General features: G+C 61.9%; 22 protein-coding genes and 2 pseudogenes. 15 read left to right on the plus strand and 9 right to left on the minus strand.

Translation table 11 applies throughout. The features are described 5' to 3' along the window. The first annotated feature begins 27 nt into the window (after positions 1-27). Positions 28-948 (plus strand): hypothetical protein, encoded by a 921-nt coding sequence (locus QTI66_RS31075; protein ID WP_286564190.1) that lies wholly within the window; start codon positions 28-30, stop codon positions 946-948. 13 nt (positions 949-961) lie between these two features. After that, complete coding sequence (locus QTI66_RS31080) at positions 962-2,563, plus strand: SCO family protein (protein ID WP_286564191.1); 1,602 nt, start codon at positions 962-964, stop codon at positions 2,561-2,563. Here the strand turns inward: QTI66_RS31080 and QTI66_RS31085 are convergent. After that, on the minus strand, positions 2,543-2,953 hold the full coding sequence (locus QTI66_RS31085; RefSeq protein WP_286564192.1) for a hypothetical protein: 411 nt from the start codon (positions 2,951-2,953) through the stop codon (positions 2,543-2,545). The two genes, QTI66_RS31080 and QTI66_RS31085, sit on opposite strands and share 21 nt — an antisense overlap. A 188-nt stretch (positions 2,954-3,141) precedes the next feature. Here QTI66_RS31085 and QTI66_RS31090 point away from each other — a divergent pair, with 188 nt between their 5' ends. Next, positions 3,142-4,113, plus strand: coding sequence for a hypothetical protein (locus tag QTI66_RS31090; RefSeq protein WP_286564193.1), 972 nt, complete (start codon positions 3,142-3,144; stop codon positions 4,111-4,113). A gap of 506 nt (positions 4,114-4,619) precedes the next feature. On the opposite strand, the gene QTI66_RS31095 is transcribed toward QTI66_RS31090, so the two are convergent. Then, a complete protein-coding gene (locus QTI66_RS31095; protein ID WP_286564194.1) occupies positions 4,620-4,802 on the minus strand; it encodes a hypothetical protein in 183 nt (60 codons plus the stop codon). 284 nt (positions 4,803-5,086) lie between these two features. On the opposite strand from QTI66_RS31095, the gene QTI66_RS31100 reads away from it, so the two are divergent. The 3 genes from QTI66_RS31100 (at position 5,087) to QTI66_RS31110 (ending at position 6,937) form a co-directional block, all read left to right on the plus strand. Continuing rightward, complete coding sequence (locus tag QTI66_RS31100; RefSeq protein WP_286564307.1) at positions 5,087-5,587, plus strand: hemerythrin domain-containing protein; 501 nt, start codon at positions 5,087-5,089, stop codon at positions 5,585-5,587. Positions 5,588-5,779: 192 nt separating this feature from the next. Next, positions 5,780-6,370 carry a uracil-DNA glycosylase family protein gene (locus QTI66_RS31105; RefSeq protein ID WP_286564196.1) on the plus strand — a complete coding sequence of 197 codons (591 nt, stop codon included), beginning with the start codon at positions 5,780-5,782 and terminating at the stop codon, positions 6,368-6,370. A gap of 66 nt (positions 6,371-6,436) precedes the next feature. Beyond that, entirely contained in the window at positions 6,437-6,937 is a 501-nt protein-coding gene (locus QTI66_RS31110) for a hemerythrin domain-containing protein (protein ID WP_286564198.1), read from the plus strand. 654 nt (positions 6,938-7,591) lie between these two features. Here the strand turns inward: QTI66_RS31110 and QTI66_RS31115 are convergent. Beyond that, positions 7,592-8,134: an H-NS family nucleoid-associated regulatory protein gene (locus tag QTI66_RS31115; protein WP_286564200.1), complete on the minus strand. Its 543-nt coding sequence runs from the start codon at positions 8,132-8,134 to the stop codon at positions 7,592-7,594. 236 nt (positions 8,135-8,370) lie between these two features. Continuing rightward, positions 8,371-8,541 carry a hypothetical protein gene (locus QTI66_RS31120; RefSeq protein WP_286564202.1) on the minus strand — a complete coding sequence of 57 codons (171 nt, stop codon included), beginning with the start codon at positions 8,539-8,541 and terminating at the stop codon, positions 8,371-8,373. A 451-nt stretch (positions 8,542-8,992) separates the two neighbouring features. Between QTI66_RS31120 and QTI66_RS31125 the strand changes: the two genes are divergently transcribed. The 9 genes and pseudogenes from QTI66_RS31125 (at position 8,993) to QTI66_RS31165 (ending at position 18,923) form a co-directional block, all read left to right on the plus strand. Further along, on the plus strand, positions 8,993-10,156 hold the full coding sequence (locus QTI66_RS31125) for an ATP-binding protein (protein ID WP_286564203.1): 1,164 nt from the start codon (positions 8,993-8,995) through the stop codon (positions 10,154-10,156). Positions 10,157-10,577: 421 nt separating this feature from the next. Next, entirely contained in the window at positions 10,578-11,558 is a 981-nt protein-coding gene (locus QTI66_RS31130) for a Crp/Fnr family transcriptional regulator (protein WP_286564204.1), read from the plus strand. Continuing rightward, positions 11,545-11,676, plus strand: a complete 132-nt coding sequence (locus tag QTI66_RS31135) for a hypothetical protein (RefSeq protein WP_286564205.1) — start codon at positions 11,545-11,547, stop codon at positions 11,674-11,676. Before QTI66_RS31130 ends, QTI66_RS31135 begins: the two co-directional genes overlap by 14 nt. A 3-nt stretch (positions 11,677-11,679) precedes the next feature. Continuing rightward, positions 11,680-11,937 carry a beta-barrel domain-containing protein gene (locus tag QTI66_RS31140; RefSeq protein WP_286564206.1) on the plus strand — a complete coding sequence of 86 codons (258 nt, stop codon included), beginning with the start codon at positions 11,680-11,682 and terminating at the stop codon, positions 11,935-11,937. 394 nt (positions 11,938-12,331) lie between these two features. Continuing rightward, positions 12,332-14,611 carry a 2OG-Fe(II) oxygenase gene (locus QTI66_RS31145; RefSeq protein ID WP_286564207.1) on the plus strand — a complete coding sequence of 760 codons (2,280 nt, stop codon included), beginning with the start codon at positions 12,332-12,334 and terminating at the stop codon, positions 14,609-14,611. 558 nt (positions 14,612-15,169) lie between these two features. Next, complete coding sequence (locus tag QTI66_RS31150; protein ID WP_286564208.1) at positions 15,170-15,604, plus strand: hypothetical protein; 435 nt, start codon at positions 15,170-15,172, stop codon at positions 15,602-15,604. Positions 15,605-15,995: 391 nt separating this feature from the next. Continuing rightward, positions 15,996-16,254: pseudogene (locus QTI66_RS31155) on the plus strand (transposase); the annotation flags it as partial. Positions 16,255-16,754: 500 nt separating this feature from the next. After that, the gene (locus tag QTI66_RS31160) at positions 16,755-17,561 is read left to right on the plus strand and encodes a creatininase family protein (RefSeq protein ID WP_286564209.1); all 807 of its coding nucleotides are present in this window, start codon (positions 16,755-16,757) and stop codon (positions 17,559-17,561) included. A gap of 48 nt (positions 17,562-17,609) precedes the next feature. Next, positions 17,610-18,923, plus strand: coding sequence for a YVTN family beta-propeller repeat protein (locus QTI66_RS31165; RefSeq protein ID WP_286564210.1), 1,314 nt, complete (start codon positions 17,610-17,612; stop codon positions 18,921-18,923). A 250-nt stretch (positions 18,924-19,173) separates the two neighbouring features. On the opposite strand, the gene QTI66_RS31170 is transcribed toward QTI66_RS31165, so the two are convergent. The 5 genes and pseudogenes from QTI66_RS31170 to QTI66_RS31190 all read right to left on the minus strand — a co-directional run bounded on the left by QTI66_RS31170 (position 19,174) and on the right by QTI66_RS31190 (position 21,333). Then, positions 19,174-19,437 (minus strand): hypothetical protein, encoded by a 264-nt coding sequence (locus tag QTI66_RS31170; protein ID WP_286564211.1) that lies wholly within the window; start codon positions 19,435-19,437, stop codon positions 19,174-19,176. Positions 19,438-19,677: 240 nt separating this feature from the next. Continuing rightward, positions 19,678-20,019, minus strand: a pseudogene (locus QTI66_RS31175) (IS3 family transposase); the annotation flags it as partial. Positions 20,020-20,305: 286 nt separating this feature from the next. After that, on the minus strand, positions 20,306-20,536 hold the full coding sequence (locus QTI66_RS31180; protein ID WP_353506246.1) for a type II toxin-antitoxin system RelE/ParE family toxin: 231 nt from the start codon (positions 20,534-20,536) through the stop codon (positions 20,306-20,308). Positions 20,537-20,621: 85 nt separating this feature from the next. After that, positions 20,622-20,894 (minus strand): YlcI/YnfO family protein, encoded by a 273-nt coding sequence (locus QTI66_RS31185; RefSeq protein WP_286564212.1) that lies wholly within the window; start codon positions 20,892-20,894, stop codon positions 20,622-20,624. A gap of 274 nt (positions 20,895-21,168) precedes the next feature. Beyond that, positions 21,169-21,333 carry a hypothetical protein gene (locus QTI66_RS31190; RefSeq protein WP_286564214.1) on the minus strand — a complete coding sequence of 55 codons (165 nt, stop codon included), beginning with the start codon at positions 21,331-21,333 and terminating at the stop codon, positions 21,169-21,171. Positions 21,334-21,354: the final 21 nt, after the last annotated feature.

The raw sequence follows: 21,354 nt of genomic DNA on the forward strand, positions 1-21,354 counted from the left end.
ATCGTCGACGCTTCGGAGCCATTGATCATGCCTGCACGCAAGACGCCGCCGCGCAAGATCGCGGCAAAGAGCCCGTCCAAGTCCGCCGCCAAGAAGGTCGCCAAGGGCGCGACCGCCGCCTCGAAGGGCCTGGCGCTGGCCTTGGATGCGGAGGCGAAACCCAAGGCACGCGCCGCCGCCGCCATGCGTCTGGGATGGCACGAAATCTGTGGCAGCAAGGCCAGCTTCCGTGCCGTGTTGGGGTTGGTGCGTGATGCCGCGACGCCGGCCGAGGTACGTTACGCGGCATTGTCGGCACTGCAATCGGCGACTTTTGGCGGAAGCTTGTTTGCCCCTTTCCGGCCGGAATATCTTTCGGCGTTGCGCGCATTGCGTGGCGACCCAGACCTCGAAGTGCGCCAACGTGTCTTGGGCATTCTGGCGCGTGAAAACGATGGCGATACCCAAGCCATGCTCCTGGAAGGCTTGCAAGACCCAGTCAAAGCCGTGCTGCCGGCGGAGAAAGCCTTGCAGCTCTTGAGTTACGACGTACATGCGGGGGCCTTCGAAGTGGCGCGCCAAATTGCCGAAAATCCACCTAATGCGCTGGCACGCCGAGAAGCCTTGCGGGTTCTCGCGGCCGATGGTGGCTCGGCAAGCATGTTCGAGACGGTTCTGCGCAGCCAGACCGAGCCGATGGAGGTCCGCCAAATCGCTGCAGCCGCGCTGCACCAATTGGCGCCGCAACGCCTGCAGCAGTGCGCGCGCGATATTGCGCTTGACGAAAAAGAGAGCGATGCCTTGCGCTCACTGGGACTGAATGCGCTGGCGCACTTCGGCGATGCAAAGACCCTGGCGGGCGACAAGGCCTTGCAGGACTACGTCGATGGTTTACAGCGCAAGGGGAAAGATAGCCCCGATGCCCTGGCCCGTATCGCGGCGCAGTACAGCAAGCGTGTTGGCGACTGACGCCAAGCACCCCATGGCTGAGGCGCTGGCGACCGACGGGTGGACGGAGGTACGCTTTCGTGCCACCGTGGACGCTGTCTCAGCGAACTCGGCTGCGCATGCCGAACTGCTCGACTTGCTCGAAGAAAGCCATCCGGCCTACTGGCAGCGCGGTGCTGCGGCAGTGGTGCGGATGCGCGGGCATGCCTTGTTGGCGCTGTCGCGTGGGCCGAGGCCGTGGCCGGCAGCACTTCCCTTCGTGCTCGAGGAACTGCAAAGCGGCCACAACCCCTATCTGGTGGCGGCCGCGGCGCGGGCCCTGCGGCATGTCACGTCGCCGCATTCATCGCTCGCACCTTTCGTGACATCGGCATTGACCGCACTGTCGCAGTCCGACGACGCAGTCGATCTCTCGCGGTATGGCGGCGTCGCCTCGGATGAGGACGCGGCGCCGGCCTTTGATGAGGTGATGCGCGCGTTGCAATGGCTGGGGCCCGCAGCGGGCGGGGAAGGTGCCGCATTGCAGACACTTTTAGAGCAGCCCGGGTTGGCGCCTGAGCAGCGCGCGGCATTGACGCAGGCCGTGCAGGCGCTACCCATGCCGCATGGCGCCGACAGCGGTACACCGCCATGGCAGCAGAGTGGCCATGCGGCTACGGGTTGTGCGAACACCAGGTTGAGCAATGTGGTCTTGGAAGACCAGGACGCGCAGCGCCTGACTTGGGACGACATGTTCGTCGGAGCGCCCACGGTGCTGGCGTTCTTCTACACGCGCTGCGACAACGCCCGCAAATGCTCGCTGACGGTCAGCAAACTCGCTCGAATGCAAGACCTGCTGCGGCAGTCCGGATGCTTCGACAAGGTGCGGATCGCTGCCATCACCTACGATCCCATGTTCGATTCGCCGCAACGCCTGCGCGGCTACGCAGCGAGTCGGGGCATGCAATTCGCGGCGGGGCACCGCGTCTTGCGTGTCATCGAGGGCCATGAGCGCCTGAGCCAGGCATTGGGCCTGGGCGTCAATTTCGTGGCCAACGTGGTCAACAGGCACCGAATAGAAGTATTTTTGCTGGACGCGACCGGGAGAGTGGCAGCAGTCCACCGCCGGTTGCAATGGCGCGAAGAAGAGTTGCTTGAGGATGTGCAGCAGTCGCTGTCGGTCTCACAGGAGAATGTGATCCCGTCGTCGGCCGCGCCGGCCTCATCAACGTCTTCGGCGCCGCGAGAGCGAAACACTCCTACAGCGCGCGGCCTCCCCGGTTGGACGTCGGCCCTTCTTGCAATGGCCCTGGCACTTTTCCCCAAGTGTCCCATCTGTGGCCTGACGTATCTGAGTATGGGCAGCCTGGTTGCACTGCCGCAGCTGCCGGGGTTGTATTGGACTTGGCCATTGATCGCATTCGCTTCCATGATCAACCTCGCTTTACTGGCCTGGTTGGCCCGGCGCGAGCAGCGCTGGCTCGGTGTGGCATTGGCCGCGGGGGGCAGTGCCATGTTGCTTGGCTGGGGCGCGGCGCAGGATAGCGATTGGGGCCTGTGGGGCGGCGTTGTGCTGAACGCCGCAGGTTCGTTGGTGAGCGTGTGGATGGCGCCTCAGCGTGTCGCGGACCCTGTGTCAACCGCTCATGACGCTTGATGGGAAGAGCGGCACTGTCGGCGGTGGCGCGGACTGGATCAGATTCTTGCCGCAGCGGCTCCTGGTCTCTAAGGCGCGATCAAGCGCCCGACTAGCGCCGGCGACGCTCGGCATCACCAGGTACTCGCCGTCGACCTCCAGCAAGGTTGTTGACGCGACCATGTCCGGCAGCGGCCCGCCGGCCATCTTCCAGTCATCCAAACGGACCACGGCGCGGTCGGCCGTGGTTTCGGCCAGCCAATTGGCACGCAAGTAGTGGCCCGCGTGGGCAATGAGGTGCTCGACAAGCCTGCGCGGGCAACACCATTCATCGTCGCAGAGCAGGTGGTCGACCGATGTGACCCGCGATGTGAAGGCAACCTCGTTGGTGCGAGTCCTGCCGAGTGGCATGGCATCTTCTTGCGAAGGCCAACATCCCGTCGTGGTGCCTCTCAGCGGCGTGAATCCTGCCGAAGCGAAGGCCTACTCCCGACTTTATCCCAGTCGTTGATTGCTTACCTTGTCCAGGGAAACTTTCGTACATAAGAGTCTGTGTCCGACTTGTTCCATTGGACGCACCATCACTGAAGGAAGACGACATGGCTACTTACACCCAAGAATCAACCTTGCCGGATATCGGCCCACGCCATGACCCGGCAGGACCCGATGGCGCCTCCCGCTCAGGCGTCTCTTGGCCGGCGGTGTTTGCCGGGGCGGCCGTTGCTGCGGCGCTGACGCTGATAATGATGCTGCTGGGCGCGGGCATGGGACTTGGCTTGGCCTCCCCCTGGGAAGGTGAAGGCGCAGAAGCCAAGACAATTGGCATAGCTGGCATTTTCTGGATCACCTTCACTCAGCTCGCTTCTTCTGGGCTTGGCGGCTACCTCGCCGGCCGCCTGCGAACGAAATGGAGCGGCATTCATACCGAAGAGGCACGCTTCCGCGATACGGCACACGGCATTCTCTCGTGGGCCGTTGCCACGCTGGTCACTTTCGCGTTGTTAGCTTCTGCCGTTGGTTCAGCTGTTAGTGCTGGCGCCAAGGCCGGAATGGGCGTGGCCAGCACGGTCGCGGGTGGGGCTATGGCTGCGGCGGGCACAGTTGGAGCGAACCGGCTGGGCGAAGATGGAAGCACCGGACCGATGGCTTACATGACTGACTCCCTATTCCGGAAAACTCCGGGCGCGGCGCCTTCATCTCCCGGCGCGGGCGGGACGGGCACTTCGGGAAATGCTGCCCCCTCAGACAGTGCTTCTCCTGCGGAGGTTGGTCGCATTTTTGCAAACGCCTTGCGCACTGGAACGCTCTCGCCCGAGGACAGTCGATACGTGAGCGAAATGGTTTCACAGCGAACTGGATTGAGCCCACAGGACGCGGAGAAGCGCGTCATGGAAACCTACGCTCGGGCCAAGACGGCATTTGAAGAGGCAAAGACCAAGGCGAAGGCGGCTGCAGACGCTGCACGAAAAGGCACAGCCTATGGATCGCTGTGGATATTCCTGTCGCTAGTCCTCGGGGCCCTGATTGCTTCCTACTGTGCGACCCTAGGCGGTCGTCATCGGGATTTATGAACTCGGAAGACGGGCGCAATTCGACACCAGGTGGAGTTCTCCCGTTCGCGCTTCCCGGCCGACCAGGGTGCGCCTGGGCTTGGTGGGCCCGCCACGCTGAATGACCCGACTGCCGGAACTGACAGGCCTGCGCTGAGTTGCCATATTGATGGTTGTGTTCTCGCACGCCGGCGACACCTTGGTCGGCGGTTGCCAAGGCTGGCTTTCTGCTTTGCGGCCGCTGTCGGGCCTGGGTGTGCAGATCTTCCTTGTTGAGCCGCCTACTGATCACTGGCATCCTGCGAGCCAAATATGAAGCCACGGGGCGGGTGGGGCTGCATGCGTTCTACCGCGGCCGCGTACTTCGCATCTGGCCCGCATCCCATGCCTTCCTGCCGGTACTCGCGTTTTTGACTTGGGCCGCAACTCGACATCCGTGAAAAGTAGTAAAAGTGCGTCTGTTGCCTTTTCGTAAAAGCCAATGAATTCAAGGAGTTAGCGGCCACTCGATTACGGCGAGCACAACATTACTTCGTGCTTTTTGGTAGTAAGTTTGTGCGCGCCTTCAGGTCGATGGTCTTGAGCGAGCGGAACGCGCGCTCGACGTTGGCCAGCGACTTGTAGTGGCGCACGCAGCCGGCTGCGTCCATCTGCGACGCGCTCACTGAGGTGCGGATGATGTAGAGGCCGTCCAGTGCCGCCTCGGCCACGATGGCATCGCGCTTGCGCGAAGGTGAAGGTGGTGTCGCCGATGGTCAGCTCGAAGTGCTTGGCCGAGCTTGCCCACGCGCAAGCCAATCCCATCGCGACCGACCAGCTTGAGCGCATCCACCCGGCGCCTTGATCTTCGAGATTGGCCTCTGTGGCCGCCCTTGCAATGAAGCTCGGAGGCTCCCAGCAAGTTCACTGCCAATGGCATTGGATGCCATCCTACGAGAGTAGAAAGGCGCGCGCCGCATTTTCGACTCCCCCATCAATTATCTCGGAGCCCACGATGCCCAATACCACTACCAAGCGCCCAGATCCGGATGCCTGCAGCCTGCTCGACAGCGACCATCGCAACGTCAAGAAGATGTTCAAGGCCTATGAGGAACTCACAAAGTCCAAGGCGGCGAGTGCCTCGCAGAAGAAGCGCGACCTCGCTAACGAAATCTGCACGCAGCTGACCGTGCATGCGCAGGTCGAGGAAGAGATCTTCTATCCGGCGCTGCGCGAAGCCATCAAAGACACCGATCTACTCGACGAAGCGGAAGTCGAGCATGCCAGCGCCAAGGACTTGATTGCCCAGATTCAGGGCGCTGCGGACGTCGATGACAAATTCGACGCGAAGGTGATCGTGCTGGGCGAGTACATCGATCACCACGTTAAGGAAGAGCGCAACGAGATCTTCGTGAAGGCGCGCGCCGCACGTGGTCTGGACCTTGTGGCCATGCGCGAGCAACTCGAGGCGCGTAAAGAAGAATTGATGGCGGAGCTGACCGGCGCGCCTGCTTGACCGCTGCTATTTCCTGTGTGGGTTTGGGCGGCAGCTTGGCTGCCGCACTTTTTGCCGGAGAGTGCGATGACGAGCCTAATGTCCCGTCTGACCCCGAGTGTCACGAACATGATCCGCCTGGGTCACACGCACGTGATGTCCCCCTTCCATCAGTACAAGCCCAGTGCACCCTCGCGTTTAAGGAAGGGCTTGATGGTCACGATCTGCTACCCATTCTTCGACCCGGGCTCCGGCTCTTCATTGACCTTCCAATTGCCCGTGGCGGGACATCGCGTGCTCGCAGTGCTCATGGCTAAACTCCATCCAAATCTCGACAGTCGCAACGGCGTTCCCCCGGCGCACGGCCATGCACCCCAATCACGTGTCGGCGAATTCCTTCCCTGCCTCCTCCGCTGTCGGGCGGAGACGATGTCGTTCGCGCAGGATCATGATGGTGTAACAACTGGGCGACCGGGAGGATTTCGCAGGCGCTTCGTCGGCCCGGCAGGCAAGTTGTTCGACCGCGTACTCGTAGAACTCGGTTGGTCCCGGAAAGACCTGTACATGACCAACGCGGTCAAGCGCTTCAAATACGAGTGCGCGGCAAGCGTCCAAGCTTCCGGTCACTGGCAGCACGATGCCGGTCGCAACGTCGTGCGCGCGTTAGCGGCGTCAGTGGCACTGTTGCGCAGGCAAGTTGGAGACGCCCGACCAGAGTCTCAAGCGGCCACGAGCCACGTGAAACGCGTCGCTTCCGAAGGGGAGGCAAACATCGCGTTCCCTCTAATCGGCCCAGTCGGCTGACGGCCTTTTGCTCAGACCAATGCGGCGTATTTTCATTTCCAGGATTTTTTCCTAAGGAGGTGCAGCATGCTGGCAGCCGAAAGCGCACGCGCGGTCCTATGCGCCGAGCACGCGAGGATCCGGGAGTTGTTGGCAGCGGTCGATAAAGCTGCAAGCAGCGGGGGCTGCGCCAACGCCATCCAGGCGGGGGCGCTGCTTGAACTCGTCGAGCGCCTACAGCACTTTGATGAAGCCACGCACCGGCCCAAGGGCGTGATGCTGTTGTCGGTGCTGCGCGGGCGCTCGATTGAAGCTGATGGCCTTCTACAGCGCCTCGTCACGATGCGCGAACGCGGCGACCGCCTGTTGTCGCGCGTCCTCCCCAAACTCAGGGCTGCAGCGGCGGGTAATGTAGGTGCAGCTGTTGGGGTCGAAGGCCTGCTGGAAGAGCATCGAACCTTGACCATAGCGCATCTCAACGCGGAAGATTCGTTCCTGCATTGGGAATCGACGGCGCACCTCACGCGCGACGAGTGGGCAGCGATCGCGTCCTCGATCTCGAGCGCTATGGCGCTCATGAAGAAGTGAGTGCGGATCGTTTCACGAAGGTAGCCCACGGGCCTATTCACGAGCGGAAATCCAGCGTTGCAGCAGCCTATGCCTAAGCGTGGCCGACGTAGCGCGACACGCGCAGCGCTCAGTGGCCGGCGTCAACTACCTTGTCCGGCGGACAAGATAGTTAACGCCTGCCCAGAAAGAGCAAGTGCGCAACATTCATTGACACAAGCACGAGATGGAGATGCTGGCGTCAATGCCAACTTCCATATTCGCCTTGCCCTCGATAAGGGGCATTATCGAGGGTAAAGACTCGCTGTTTGCGCACGCCCCGTCGCAAGTCTCGGAGCTTCAACGCTTCAACAGCGCCTCCAGTGCTGAGAGGCCTCTCTCGACGAAGAAGGAAATTGCGCAGGGCTGCGAACTGCTCGAGGGCACAAAGCCCGGCTGGTCGGGCGTCAATGCCTCGACGAGCCTGTTGGCCTTGGGGACTGCTTGGGGTCATCCTGCATCACGTAGCGCATGAGGACGTAGATCGCTCTACTGGCTTGGCCTCGCATCCGGCTTGATTGGTTTGTCGCTCGTGGTTCTCGCGCAGCATCGCGCCTGATCCGTGACCGCGACCGGTCGAGCCGGCAGACTTCTGCAGGCCTGGAATCGCCACCGAATCCCCGCGCCGGCAGGATGTCAGGCGCTCAACTCTTCAAGCGTCTTGCCTGCCGCCAGCGCATCTTTAAGCCAACGCGGCCGTGGCCCCATGCCGGTCCACGTGTGTCCGGCGTCGTCGCGATAGACCGTTCTGGTCTTGCGCTTCTTTGAAGCAGGCTTGGCGGTCGCGGTCTTGGCGGGTGGTGGAGCGTCGGTCCTGAACTCGTCCAGTGTCCGACCCTCGCTCAATGCATCGCGCAGCCATAACGGACGCTTGCCCATCCCCGACCAGCTGTTGCCGTTGCCATCGGAGAATTTGACCGTCCGGAGAGAGCCATTCGATGTCGCTCTGGAAGCAGTCGCCCGGGGACCGAAGAGTTGGTCCGCGGTGATGCCGTAGTGGTCAATGGCGACGCGAATGCGCTCGATCACGCCCCCAACTTCCTTGTCTCGCAGTTTCTTTGCTTTCAGTTGAAGCGCTTCGATCTGCTTCTGAATTTGAATGTAGCTTTGTGCCATCAGCGAGAGTGACGGTCCGACTGTGATACTCCCGAAAAGTTGCAACGCCAGGAGCAGACCCATGTCTCCATCATGGGCTTCGAGCCTGAACGATTTGTTTCACGGCCGGCGTAGGAGAAAACAGCCCACATTCAGCGAGGAATGTCCGACCTGTCTCGTATGGCTGAAGTGCAGGGTGCCGGCGCGCCGCTGGAACTTTGATCCGAGGGGGTGCGAGCGGCAAATGCGTCGCCTCCTCATTGGGTCCGTTGGCGCAGCCCTTGGCTAAGTCCGTGCAGTTCGATCCCGGGAAAGTTGGCTCAGCTGAACAGAAAAGCCGTTACAGCGGTCGCCCCGGCCGCGGTCGCCACCTTCGTGGCCACGTTCAATACTGCGGTCGGAAAGGGGCGCTCCCCGCGCAACAGCTGCACGAGTTCGGTGGTTGATGCAATGCCGAGGGCAATCTTGCCAGCCCCGATCACATGGGGCATGGGTGTGTGATGCCGGAGATCGTCGAACCGCTCCCGTGTGTCCTGCGTCAGCTGGTCGTTGCTGCAGCCTCATCAGTCGCTGCGACAGGGGTGTCCGGGTAGCGTTCCATGTGGGTATGGATCAGACCCCGCCGCAATCACTCAGCGGCATTCACTCAGCGGCATTCAAGGAGAACACGCGACGCAGTTTTCTTGACGCCTTGTTAACGCGGCGGGACGATCGCGGACCTATCAAGCCGATCTCGGGCGGCGCGATCCTGCGGAATGTCGGCGCGAGCCCGCGCGCAGAAGCGGTCTAAGTTCACGGCACTGATGTGCAGCCTGAGCCACGGAACCCAGCAAACAACATCATTCATTTCAATGGCATTTCTGCCGCGCACAGGCAACTAAATAGATTCTGCAAATGCAAGATTGAATCTTCAATTTGCACACCCGTCATAGGATGGCGTTCATGATTCCCCGCGACGTCGCCCCGCTCGCCTCCGAACTGGCACGCCGGTATCCGGTCTTGACGCTGACGGGACCGCGTCAAAGTGGCAAGACGACACTCTGCCGCAGCCTCTTTCCCGACAAGCCCTACGTCACGCTGGAGGATCCCGACACGCGGCGTTTCGCCGTCGAAGACCCTCGTGGCTTCTTCAAGGGCATCGAAGGAGGCGCCATCGTCGACGAGATCCAGCGCGCGCCGCAGATACCCTCCTACCTTCAGGCGATGGTCGATGCCGACGCGACACCTGGGCGTTTCATCCTGACGGGAAGCCAGCAGTTTGAACTCATGTCCCAAGTGAGCCAGTCCCTGGCCGGCCGCACTGCCGTGTTGCGCTTGCTGCCGTTCTCCCTTGCCGAGGTGGCTCGGCTGCATCGGGTGCCGTCGCTGGCGCAAACACTGCTCACGGGCTTCTATCCACGCATTCACGACCGCAATCTGGACCCCTCGCAAGCGCTCAGCGACTACTTCACGACATACGTGGAGCGTGACTTGCGCCAGTTGGCGGCCGTCCACGACCTTCAGCGCTTCGATCGTTTCGTGCGACTGTGCGCAGGTCGCATTGGGCAACTCGTGAATCTCACCAGTCTGGGCAACGATGCCGGCGTTTCGCACGCCACCGCCCGGGCTTGGCTTGACTTGCTGCAGACCAGCTACATCGTGCACGTGCTGCCGCCATGGTTCACCAACACGTCTAAGCGGCTCGTGAAGAGCCCCAAACTGTACTTTCACGACGTGGGCCTGGCCTGCTGGTTGCTTGGCTTGCGCAGCGCCGCGCAGGTGGCGCGCGATCCGCTGGTCGGCAGCTTGTTCGAGAATCTGGTGATCATCGAAGCCCTCAAAACCAGATTTAATCAGGGCGAGTCGGCAGAGATGTACTTCTTCCGCGATGCGACAGGCAACGAAATCGACTTGCTGATTCCCTCGGGACGGAAGTTTCGCGCTGTCGAGATCAAGGCCGGCGCGACAGTCAACGCCGATTACTTCCGGGGCCTTCGAAGCTTCGCGGCGGCCTTCCCCGATGCTTTGGAAGGGGGCAGCGTTGTCTATGGCGGCGAAACCGACCAAGCACGAAGTGACTGGCCGGTGATCGGTTGGCAACGCCTGCAGCACCCGCCGTCGCGGTGATAGTTGAGTGGGCTCACACGAGCGGTGCATTGCCGCTTGGTGGCATCTCCTCTATCCACGCTGCAGCATTGCGGGCGCGTGTTGCGTTGAGCCTTGCCTCAAGCGGCCGCAGTCGGCTCTGAGCCAAACGCAGGGTCATTCGGAAAAGTCTAGGCCGTCGTGAAGTTCCCCTCCCCTGTTTGACCAAGGGCTCGCGTGTAGCGCCCTCGCCGATGTGGCCTTCCGGTTCGCTCAACAGAGGCGGCGCCCCAGACTGCCTGAATTCGCGGCTCAATGGCTGGCCTGCACTCTCCCTGACAACGCTTCGACGACGCCCTCGCGGGCGGCGCCGCATGACTCGGGGCAGGCGGTTCGCTAAGCCTTTCCTGTGTCGAACTTTTATCAACGTAAGCGGGGCCTCAACACCCTCTTGAGCTGACAGTTGCTCGCCGATCAACGTTGCCAACGCCACTGGCGACGCGGTGACGTTCGCGAGATCTATCGACAACGAACGGGTCAGCATACGTGTGGGTTTACTTCATTTGCAAGACGGGAGAGCATCGTCATGTCAGACGCGGGAGCCAGCCGGGCCATCGACCACAGGATGTGCGCAGCTGGCTGGCGTCATGCGTGCGGACACATGCGAGTGCAGCCGCTTCCACTGCCACCAACACCGACCCATGGAGCTACCGGCATGCAATGGATAGAGGCCTTCGGGTATCTCGGCGCGCTGATGACGCTGGCCACCTTCTCGATGAAAACGATGCTGCACCTGCGCATGGTGGGCATCGTCGCCAATATGGCCTTCATCACCTATGGCGCGCTGGGCCACGTCTACCCGGTGATGCTGCTTCACCTGACGCTGCTGCCCTTGAACCTGTGGCGACTTTGGCAATTGTTGCGCCTCACGCGCCAGATCATGGAAGCCTCGGCAGGCGGTCTCTCGCTGGAATGGCTCAAGCCATTCTCGCGTCGCAAGGCTGCTCGGGCCGGCGAAACGCTCTTTCGCCAAGGCGACAATGCGGCAGAAGTCATGTTCGTGCTGGGTGGGCGCTTTCGCGCGGTGGAAGCCGACGTGGCACTCGAGCAGGGCGACTTCATCGGAGAACTGGGCCTGATCAACCGGGAGCGCAAGCGAACACAGACGGTAGTCTGCGAACAGGCCGGAGCCCTTCTGCTGGTGACCTACGACGAAGTACGGCAGATGTATTTCCAGAATCCGAAGTTCGGCTTCTTCTTCCTCGAACTGGCGGCGGAGCGCTTGATGCGGGACGCAACCCGGGCAGCTCCTGACGGAAATCGACCTGCGCATCAAAGGCCTGGAGAGCGACTACCGTCGGCAGGCGAGCGATCAACTGAAAGCGACGCTGGCACAGCTTTCCGAAATCGAACAGGAGCAGCGCAAGACGGTGGACGCCGCTAAGCGGCAGGTCATCGTGGCGCCGGTGGCTGGCGAGGTGATCGGCCTGCAGGTCACCGCGCCGGGGGCGGTCATCCGCGGGCGGGATACCTTGGCGGAAATTGTTCCGCGCCAGCAGTGATTGGTGGTCGAGGCGCACCTGCGTCTGCAGGACATCGACCGCGTACACAACGGCCAGAGCGCCGACATCCGCTTCACAGCCTTTTCTCAACGGACAACCATGCTGGTGCATGGCAAGGTTTTCTATGTGTCGGCCGACTACCTGGGCGACCTTCTCGGCGCGCTCTCTCTCGTCAGCCATGTCGGCGAAGTCGCGCACTTCGTTGCTTTGGCTTTTGTTGATACGATCCGCACCTGGCACATTGAACCCGTTGTCATTTAGCGTGTCCCACAGGCCATCGATAAATGGTCGTTGCACCCACCAGCGAACTGGACGTACACCGGGGCTTGACCGCCTTGTCAAGCGCAGCTTGGGTCGCGGCAGGAGGGCTCTGCTGGGACTGCTGCACGGCCAGAAGTGTCTGGCGATTCTGGCAATGGTGGACTCAGATCTTCTGAAGCAAAGCGCAGGTCTCTTACCTCATCTTGTGCATGCTTTGCACCCAGTTTGGCCTGTGCATCATTGAGATCATTCTTGGCGTCGAGCAGCTTGAGCGAAGACCAGCATTCGCGGGGGGCGAATTAGCAGCCGCATGGCAATTCGTGCAAGGGATGCTTGTACCATTGCCTTGGCAGCGCCCATTCGCCGGTGCTGAGAGCCCCTGAGAGAGCACGCCATGTCTTCCATCGCAGACGAACTGGCCGCGCTGCTGAGCACGGTCCGGACACCTGGGGACTTCTATGCCGCCGGCGTGACCGAACTGCTGCTTCCCCGCTTGGAGGTGAACGGTGTCGGTCCGATTGCCCTACCCTTGCTGGCGACCCAGGCCGAGCAACTCATCGCCGTCGCGGAGCATGCACCTTACGGCCGCGGTGGAAAGACCCTGCTCGACACCACTGTCCGGCGCACTTGGCAGATCGATGCCAATCAGATCCGGATCGAAGGCAAGAGCTGGGCACGGACCCTGGAGGCTATCGTGGCACGAGCCACCGCAGGGCTCGGAGTGAGCGAACCTGTGGCGGCCGACCTATACAAGCTCCTGATCTACGATCAGGGCAGTCATTTCGTCGGCCACCGCGACACCGAGAAAGCGCCCGGCATGTTCGCCACGCTCATCATCACGCTGCCCTCATTGCACGCGGGCGGCGAACTGCTGGTGCGGCACAAGGGCCGCGAAGTGCGGCTGGATGTGCGCTGCGAAGATCCTTCGGAAGCGGCCTTCGCAGCCTTCTATGCCGATTGCGTGCACGAGGTTTTGCCAGTGACCTCGGGTTGCCGGATGGTGCTGGTCTATAACCTGCTGCGCCAGGGGCGAGGCCGCTTGCCCATGCCGCCGAGCTATGACAAGGAGCAAGCCGGCCTCGTGGCGCTACTGCAGCGCTGGTCTGCTCGCAAGGCAGCGCCTGACGACGATACGCCCGAGAAGCTGGTCTTCCCGCTCGAGCACGCCTACACGCCGGCCGAACTGTCGTTCCCGACGCTGAAAGGCGCCGACGCCGCCGCGGCCGCTGTGCTCACCGCGTCGGCTCAGCAGTCCGGCTGCGATCTTCATGTCGCGCTGCTGACAATCGAAGAAAGCGGCTCTGCCGAGTACACCGGCTATTCCCGAACGCGCCGTTGGAGGAGCGACGATGATGAGAGCGACGAGCACTTCGAGATCGGCGAGATCATTGACTGCAGCAGGACTCTCTCCGACTGGGGCCGCCCCGATGGTAGCCCGGCGGCGATGGGTCACTTTCCGATCAAAGACGCAGAACTTTCCCCGCCCGATGCCTTGGCGGACATGGAACCCGACGAGCAGTATTTCCAGGAGGCGACGGGCAACGAAGGTGCTTCTTTCGAGAGGACTTACCGTCGGGCGGCGCTGGTACTTTGGCCGAAGGAGCGACGCCTCGCGGTTCTCAATCAGGCCGGTTTGCCGGTCACCTTGCCTTACCTGGAAGAGTTGACCCAACGCTGGGTCGCGAGCGGCGAAGATCGCGAATCGCCCTTGCGGCGCGAGGCGCATCAACTCTCTGGCCACATGCTGCGCACCTGGCGCAAGTCCACCTGCTATTCGCAGCGGGACGGCGAGAGTGAAGGCGCCAGGATGCTCGCATTGATGGCCCGACTCAAGGACACAGAGCGCATCGAGGCGATCATGGTCGACATGATCGCCGCGGGAGGCCATGGCAAGAGCGACAACGACGCGGTGCTGATCGCTCTGGGCCTGCTGCCCGCGCAGCGGGCCGGAGAATTGGTCCAGCGCATCGTTGCCTCCAACGCCGAGATGTGCCCTTGCAGCTGCGCTGACTTGCTGGCTCGCAGCGCGCGAGTCGACTCGCTGGCAGACGGCCTCGTCCCTGCCGGGAAGGCTTTGGTCCTGGCGCTGCCAGGCGATCCGGCGCAAGGGCTGCAGGCTGAGTTTGCATGGCAGAGGCAGCGCATCGATGTCGGCTTTGTTGTCGACATCGTGTCGGCGCTTTCGCGGATCGACGCCAACATGACGGACTCCGCGGTGGGTCATCTACTGGCTTGGCCGAAGACCTATGGTGTCGACGCTGTCATCCTGCCCGCCGTCCGTCAACTGACCGGAAAGACCGGAACCCGGACGCTCGCAGCCGTTCAGCGCTTGCGTGCCGTCTGCCTGGAACATCTCCGCGCGCGAATGGCGCTTGCCCTCGAAGCGCCCAGCGATTGGACTCGCGCTGCCGCGCCCGGTTGCCAATGTCCCCGCTGCGGTGAACTGAGCCAGTTCCTGGCCAACCCCGGCCAGCGGACTTGGGCGTTCAAGGCAAGTGAACCGGATCGCCGGCATGTTGAGGAAACGATCCGACGCAAGGGGTGCGACGTGGACTGCGCGACCGATAAACGCGGGCGCCCGTACAGCTTGGTGTGCACCAAGAACCAGGCCAGCTATGAAAGACGGGTGGCACAGCGCAAGCAGGATCTGGAGGATCTGGCTCTGTTGCAATAGCAGCGCGTGCGAAGCCGTGCCGTGCGCTGCCGATCAAAATGCCAGGGAATAGAACAGGTGTGCCGCGGACGAGGCTTGGCTATTGAGGGCACTCTTCGATGCGATCGCGCGGGGGTTGTCCGTATTTTGTGTTCGAGGCGTTTGGTTGATTTGGTCTGCGGGCGACCAATGGACCGCGTTTCCATCCTGTCACGCAACCTTGCTGCGGTACGTGGCCGAAACACTGGAGGCGTCGCCACTGACCGAGCCTGCCCAGCCCCGACGAGCGCCGCCCGACCCTGCACCAGCATCTGGGCCAAGAGATGGGGGCGGCCAACATCGCGCACCATGGCGGTGCTCCTAGGCATACGGCGCTGTTCACCACCGCCGGTCAGATGCTCAGCGAGTTCGCCGTTCCGAACGTGATCAAGGGGCGGGTCACGACAAGCAGTTCGCCGTGCAATGAGCAGGTCGTTTCCTCCGCGCGCGCCAGCCGCAGATTGGGAAAACCAATCTTGCATGCAACAATGAGCTTCCTGGTGTGCGCAGAAGTTCGTCAAGAACTACAGGGAGGACGTCGTGGAGAACTTCGCGGATAAGCATGACAAAGTGAACGGTGAGCGCAATCCCCGGAAAGTTGGTCCGGCAAGGACTGCGGCGCAGGCGTACGTCACAACGGTGCGTATGGCCCGCACCCTTGCCTGCGCTGCCGCGCTGGCCTTGGCGGGATGCGTGTACTACGGCTACCAAGCCCCGGGAATCGCGACGGCCAGCTTCGACCGTTGCTTCGCGGCCGCCGCGGGCGCGCTACGCGCCCAAGGCATGGTCATCAGCCTTGAGGACCGCAGTAGCGGCACCATCGTGGGCCGGCTCGGCACGGGCGCCACCGTGACCGCCACGGTCCTTCAGCTGCCCGATGACAGAGTGAGCGTGCAGTTCGATACCACGGGCGCGCGCGATCCAGTGCTGATCGATCGCGTTTCGCGCAGCTACGACTACCTTATGGGATTATGAGTATTGGGAGACAGCGCGCACCCACCTGTGTGGAGCTTCATGGCGCCGAGCCGGCAGTGAGTAATCTATGGAAAGATCCGGCCCATGAAATGAAGTTGAAGTAGACCCGATTTCGCGGACATCCGATCCTTAGGAGTCCTAACGTCTTCCCCTTATCCTGTCAGTTCTTTACTGGAGCTGGGCGGCTTTTGACGTCCATACGACATCCCGTGAACAGATTTAGTTACTAGCATCGAAGTAGGGGTTGAGTAGGGAGATGGGGGTGGCGATGCAGCACCGTCGTCACAGCACAATTCACGGCGAAGCAACCCAGCCGCTGCACGCGACTCATTCAATCCTCAGGTTTATCGATGACAACGCGGTCTGACCGCCGCAAACTAGTTTTCCTCCAGTGATGTGGCTTACCGGCCATCTGACGCCGGACTTCAAGACCATCTCCAACTTCCGCCATGACAATGGTCCCGGCATCCGCAACGTCTGCAAGCGCTTCATCGGCGTGCCGAGAGTTGAAGCTGTTCACGCACGCCATCGTGGCGATCGACGGCAGCAAGTTCAAGGCGGTCAACAGTCGAGATCGGAACTTCACCCCTGGCAAGATCGATGCACGCCAGCGGCAGATCGAACAAAGCATCCAGCGCTATCGTCCGGCCGGATGACGGCCGTTCCGGGCGTCTAAACACGCCCGCTGCTCTCGCCGCGGGCGATCTTCGGCAGGGCCATGTGGTTAGGGAACGCGAGCTCGGAGTCTCCGCCGCTGCCGCCAGCCGGGAAGCCGGGAGGCCTCATCCACTTTGACGGCCAGGTCGGTCGGAACATGGAGGGTCAGTACGCGCATTTCCTTGGGAGCGCTACTGATTGATGATGATCAAAGCTTGGTCGAGTTTTTTCGTCGTACATACCTGAACGCGATGCGACACGTTGCCTCCCAACCAACCTGTGGAGTTCACGCTTTCTGGAAGGAGTTCGGCTGAACGCCAGTTTCATCAGTGCCGAAACGGGAGAATGCTCGAAGCAAGACGCACCGACTTGTCTAAGCAACGTACGCTTGCCCCGTCATGGAAATGCGCGACATGGGATCCCGCGCTTTTGACGCGCTCCGGATGTTCGCAGGTTTGACAAAATCTCAGTACATAACCACCTTGGACCGAAGATGCTCATCCCCCCTCGCCTGCTGATGATCTTGGCGATCACTTGCAGCACCGCGAGCTGGTCCGCCCCGACCAGTGTTTACCTTGAGGAGTTGACCTCCACCGAGGTCCGCGATGCCGTGCGCGCCGGCACGACGACGATCATCATTCCGGTCGGCGGCACCGAGCAGAGCGGTCCTAACATGGCGCTGGGAAAACACAATGTGCGCGTGAAGGTGCTTGCAGGACGGATCGCCGCTTCGCTGGGACACACGCTGGTCGCGCCGGTGGTCGCCTACGTGCCCGAAGGCAGCATCGTCCCACCCGCAGGGCACATGCGCTTTGCGGGCACGATTTCGGTGCCTGAGGACGCATTCAAGGGCGTCCTGGAGGGTGCTGCGCGCAGTTTCAAGCAAAACGGGTTTGTCGATGTGGTGCTGATCGGTGATCACGGCGGATACCAGGCCCAACTCAAAGCAGTGGCGACGCGTCTCAATCACGATTGGGCGGCAACACCCGCCCGGGCCCACTTCATCGGCGACTACTACCGCGTCACCCAGACCGACTACGTGCAGGCGCTCAAGGCCAAGGGATTGAACGACGCCCAGATTGGCGTGCATGCAGGCGCGGCCGACACTTCGCTGATGATGGCGATAGACACCGCGCTGGTTCGCCCGGGTCAAATGACACTTGATCCACGCGAAGGCGAGGCCAACGGCGTCACAGGCGATCCGCGCGCCTCCAGTGCAGCGTTGGGCCAGCTCGGCGTCGAATTGATCGTGACGAAGACAGCGACCGCCATCCGCGCTGCGAGGAGCGCTGCGCGCTGAGGCCGCTGTGATACCCGTTCTGTAGACCGTGGATCTGAGGAGCCGACCATGCCAAAGTACAGTGTTTCAGCAGTTTCAACATTGCTCGTCCTGTTGGGGTCGGCGGCTTGGTGGGTCGCCGCGCAGCCCACTGCCACGCCCGCGGCACCCGACGCTGCCCGACCGGCCGTGGCCGTGGCCGTGGCCGTGGTCACGGTGCCTGGAATGCCGGCCGTCGTCGACCCACAGAACCTGTACAGCGAGATTGAAGCACGCCACATGAGCGCTGCGGTGGCTGGAGCGCTGGAGCGCGTCTACGTTCCGAACCACACTGCAAATACGGTGTCCGTCATCGACCCGGTGGCGTTGAAGGTGATCGATACGTTCAAGGTCGGGATCAATCCACAGCACGTTGTGCCGGCGTGGGACCTGCGCACCTTGTGGGTCGCAAACAATGCCGAAGGACGCCCCGATGGCAGCTTGACGCCCATTGATCCGAAAACCGGCAAGCCCGGAGCCTCGATTCGCGTCGAAGATCCCTACAACCTCTATTGGTCGCCTGACGGTCAGTCCGCCATCGTGGTAGCGGAAGCGTACAAACGGCTCGACTTCCGCGATCCACGCACCATGAGCCTGCAATATTCGATCGCAACGCCGACATGTGGCGGTATCAACCACGCCGACTTTTCCATTGACGGCAAGTTCGCCTTCTTCACTTGCGAGTTTGCAGGTGCGATCACCAAGATCGATCTTGTCAATCGCCGCGTGGTCGGAACCATCAAGTTGAGCCAGTACTTCAGTCGCCCGGAGGTGCTAGCGCTCATCGCTGCACCAGGGAAAAAGCCGAAGAAAGTCCCTGACCCCACCGAGCTTGGCGCGGAGATTTGCACGACCCCCGGCATGCCCCAGGATGTTCGTGCGTCGCCGGATGGCAAGACGTTCTTCGTCGCTGACATGATGGCCGATGGCGTGCACGTGGTAGACGCCGAGTCCTTCAAACAGATCGACTTCGTTCCGACCGGCGTCGGCGCCCACGGCCTGTACCCGAGTCGCGACGGCAAGAGCTTGTACGTGGCCAATCGCGGTACCAACGTGATCCACGGCAAACCGGGCGGCAAAGGCAGCGTCTCGGTGATTGACTTTGCCACCCGGAAGGTCACCAAGAACTGGACCATCCCCGGCGGCGGCAGTCCGGACATGGGCAATGTCAGCGCCGACGGCTCCTATCTGTGGCTCTCGGGACGATATGACGATGTCGTGTACCGTTTCGACACCCGCTCGGGCAACGTCGACAAGATCAAGGTCGGCCGCGAACCGCACGGATTGACGGTTTGGCCTCAGCCTGGGCGTTTCTCGTTGGGACATACCGGCAACCTGCGATAGCCGGAAGATGTGACCTCTGGCCTTTTGAGGGTCGCCAGAATGCGGGCAAGAGCAGCATGCTGCGGTTCCAACGTCCACGGTCAAAGACTGCCTCGCTCGACGCAGGGAGCGAAGACGTGAACGACGAAACAATCAACCGGCGTTCGGCCGGCGACTACTGTGGCTGCAAGCACGACAATGGCAGCGGGTGTCTGACCAAGAGGCTCGCCCGGTACGTTTCCTCGCGCTCCCCGGAGTTGCCCTTGGCGTGTCAGGGGCCCTTTGGAGCATTGGATTCGTCAATCACCAGGAGCTTGCCGCCGGCGTAGCGATAGATCCATTTCAATGCGACCGTCTCTGCGAGGCGCATGGCCGCGTCCTCGGCGATGCGAAGTTCCTCTGCCAGGCGCGTGACGCGGTGGCGGGTGAAGCTATGGATGGTGCCCTTGGTGTGGAAGCCCAAGGCAGCAAGCACATCTTTGGCGCGGGCCAGATCAGCCCGAATGACGTTGACGGGGCGAAGTTCGTCTTCCAAGTCGTTCTCCTTGTCTGCCACTGAGTTGCAGCAACCTCAGATTGCGTTCTGTTTGATTAACGATTAACAAAACAGCGCCTCCCACATCAGGTGGACGCGGGCAAGCTCGCACGCCGGGAAGGATGAGATCGGGCTGCGCACGTGGGCAAGGGGCTACCCCTTTTCGACCTACGGGCCGGAGTGAAAGTCGTTCGACACACCGGGGGCAACGCCGCTGTACACCACGAAAACGCAAGAGAAATACGGGAACACCGGATGCGATGGGTGCTTCTTGCGCGTGTTGGGCTTGCGATACAGCGCCTGAATGCCCATGCGTCGCATCAACGTGCCCACGTGCCGCCGTCCCACATCGATGCCCCGCAGGCGCAGCAGATCGCGCAGCATGCGACTGCCGGCGAACAGGTGCTCAAGATGCAACTCATCGATGCGGCGCATCAATGCCAGCTCGCTCTCGGAAATCGGCTCGGGGTGGTAGTACACCGTGCCTCGGCTGAGGCCCAGCAGCTCGGCCTGGCGCTTGATCGGCAGTTCGTGTTCGCGCTCGATCATCGCTTTGCGCTCAGCAAACCGGCCTTGAGCTGCGCCTGGAATAGCGCAATGTGGCCCCGAACAGGCGTGCCTTGCCGATGAACGAGCAACGCGAACCTTTCCCGCAGTCGGGGCGAGGCGCCACCGCGACTGTAAATCTCGTCCACGCGCGCATCGGGGTCGGCCAGGGTGCGCTGCCTACCACGGCTCTCCGTGGGTGAGATTGCATCGGTGCCCGACTCGCGGCGGACCGACCCCTTGCGTTCCAAACCTCAGAGTTGACTCGGGTTGGTCATGGCGCCAACCATGACGCGGCCAGCGGCGGTCGCCATCAACGGCTTCAGTGGTAGTCGTCCTCGAGTTGGTGCCGGACGGCCAGGATGTTGACTTTCGCGTCGCCCTCGATCTCGTACAGGGCCACGTAGCCGCAGCGACGAAATGGAATGACCAGTTCGCGCAGGAACGGGCTCCTACCGACCTTGCAAAAGATGAACGGAGTGCGCGTCAGGTGGCTTTCCACCGCCAGGCTGATGGTGTCGATGGCGAGCTGGGCCGCGTCAAAATCCTCCACGGTCTGTGCGCGATCCAGGAGGAAGTCAAACAGACGTAATAGGTCATCGCGAGCGCCGTGGTGTACCGGACCTCAAAGTCAGCCGTCACCCGGCCACCTTCCTGCGCCGTGCATTGTGCCGCTGCTGAAGCTCTTCGTGCACGGACGTCGCAGTGTGGTAGACGCCAGTACGTTTGGCGTCCTCGCTGGACGCGAGGCCACGGGCCAGAAACTCCGTCTCGACCTGGCGGCGGTGAATGGTGTCTCGCACCGCGGTCTCTATCAAACCGGACAAGGTCTCACCTTCGCGAAGAACGCTTTCTGTCGCCTCGCGAAGGTCGGAGTCGACTCGAAGGGACGGGAAAGTGGCAGTCTTCATGGTGGTGCGTTGCAAATGCGACGCATCAGTCTAGCGGGCTGGCGGCTGTCAAGCCAACAGGCCCCGCGCTTTTGCGCCCGAAGCCCCATTCGGCGCTTCCCAAATCGTCCACGATCGCGCTGAAGCAGCGTCCACGATCAGCTTTGAAATGCCGTCCACGATCACGCTGAAACGTCGTCTACGATTAGCCTGAAGCGCCGTCCACGATGGGCTGAAATACGCACCCAGCCACGCACGGCGCAAAAGGAATTCTCGCAGGAAAGAACCTGCTTTTTCACGACTGGACAAGTGGGTCCGACACGTAGAACCGCATTTCCAGCCAGCTTTCCCGGGCGCCGGAAAGCGGGAAAAGCCGGATCCGGCTGTGTGCATGCGTGAAAAAACTCACGATCGCGATCGCCATGAGTGCAATGGTCGTATGACCGTGCAGTAGTTGCATGCGCGAATCCGCTGGATTTTC

It is taken from the genome of Variovorax brevis (assembly GCF_030317105.1).
In the GTDB taxonomy this organism is placed as follows: Bacteria; Pseudomonadota; Gammaproteobacteria; order Burkholderiales; family Burkholderiaceae_C; genus Variovorax; species Variovorax brevis.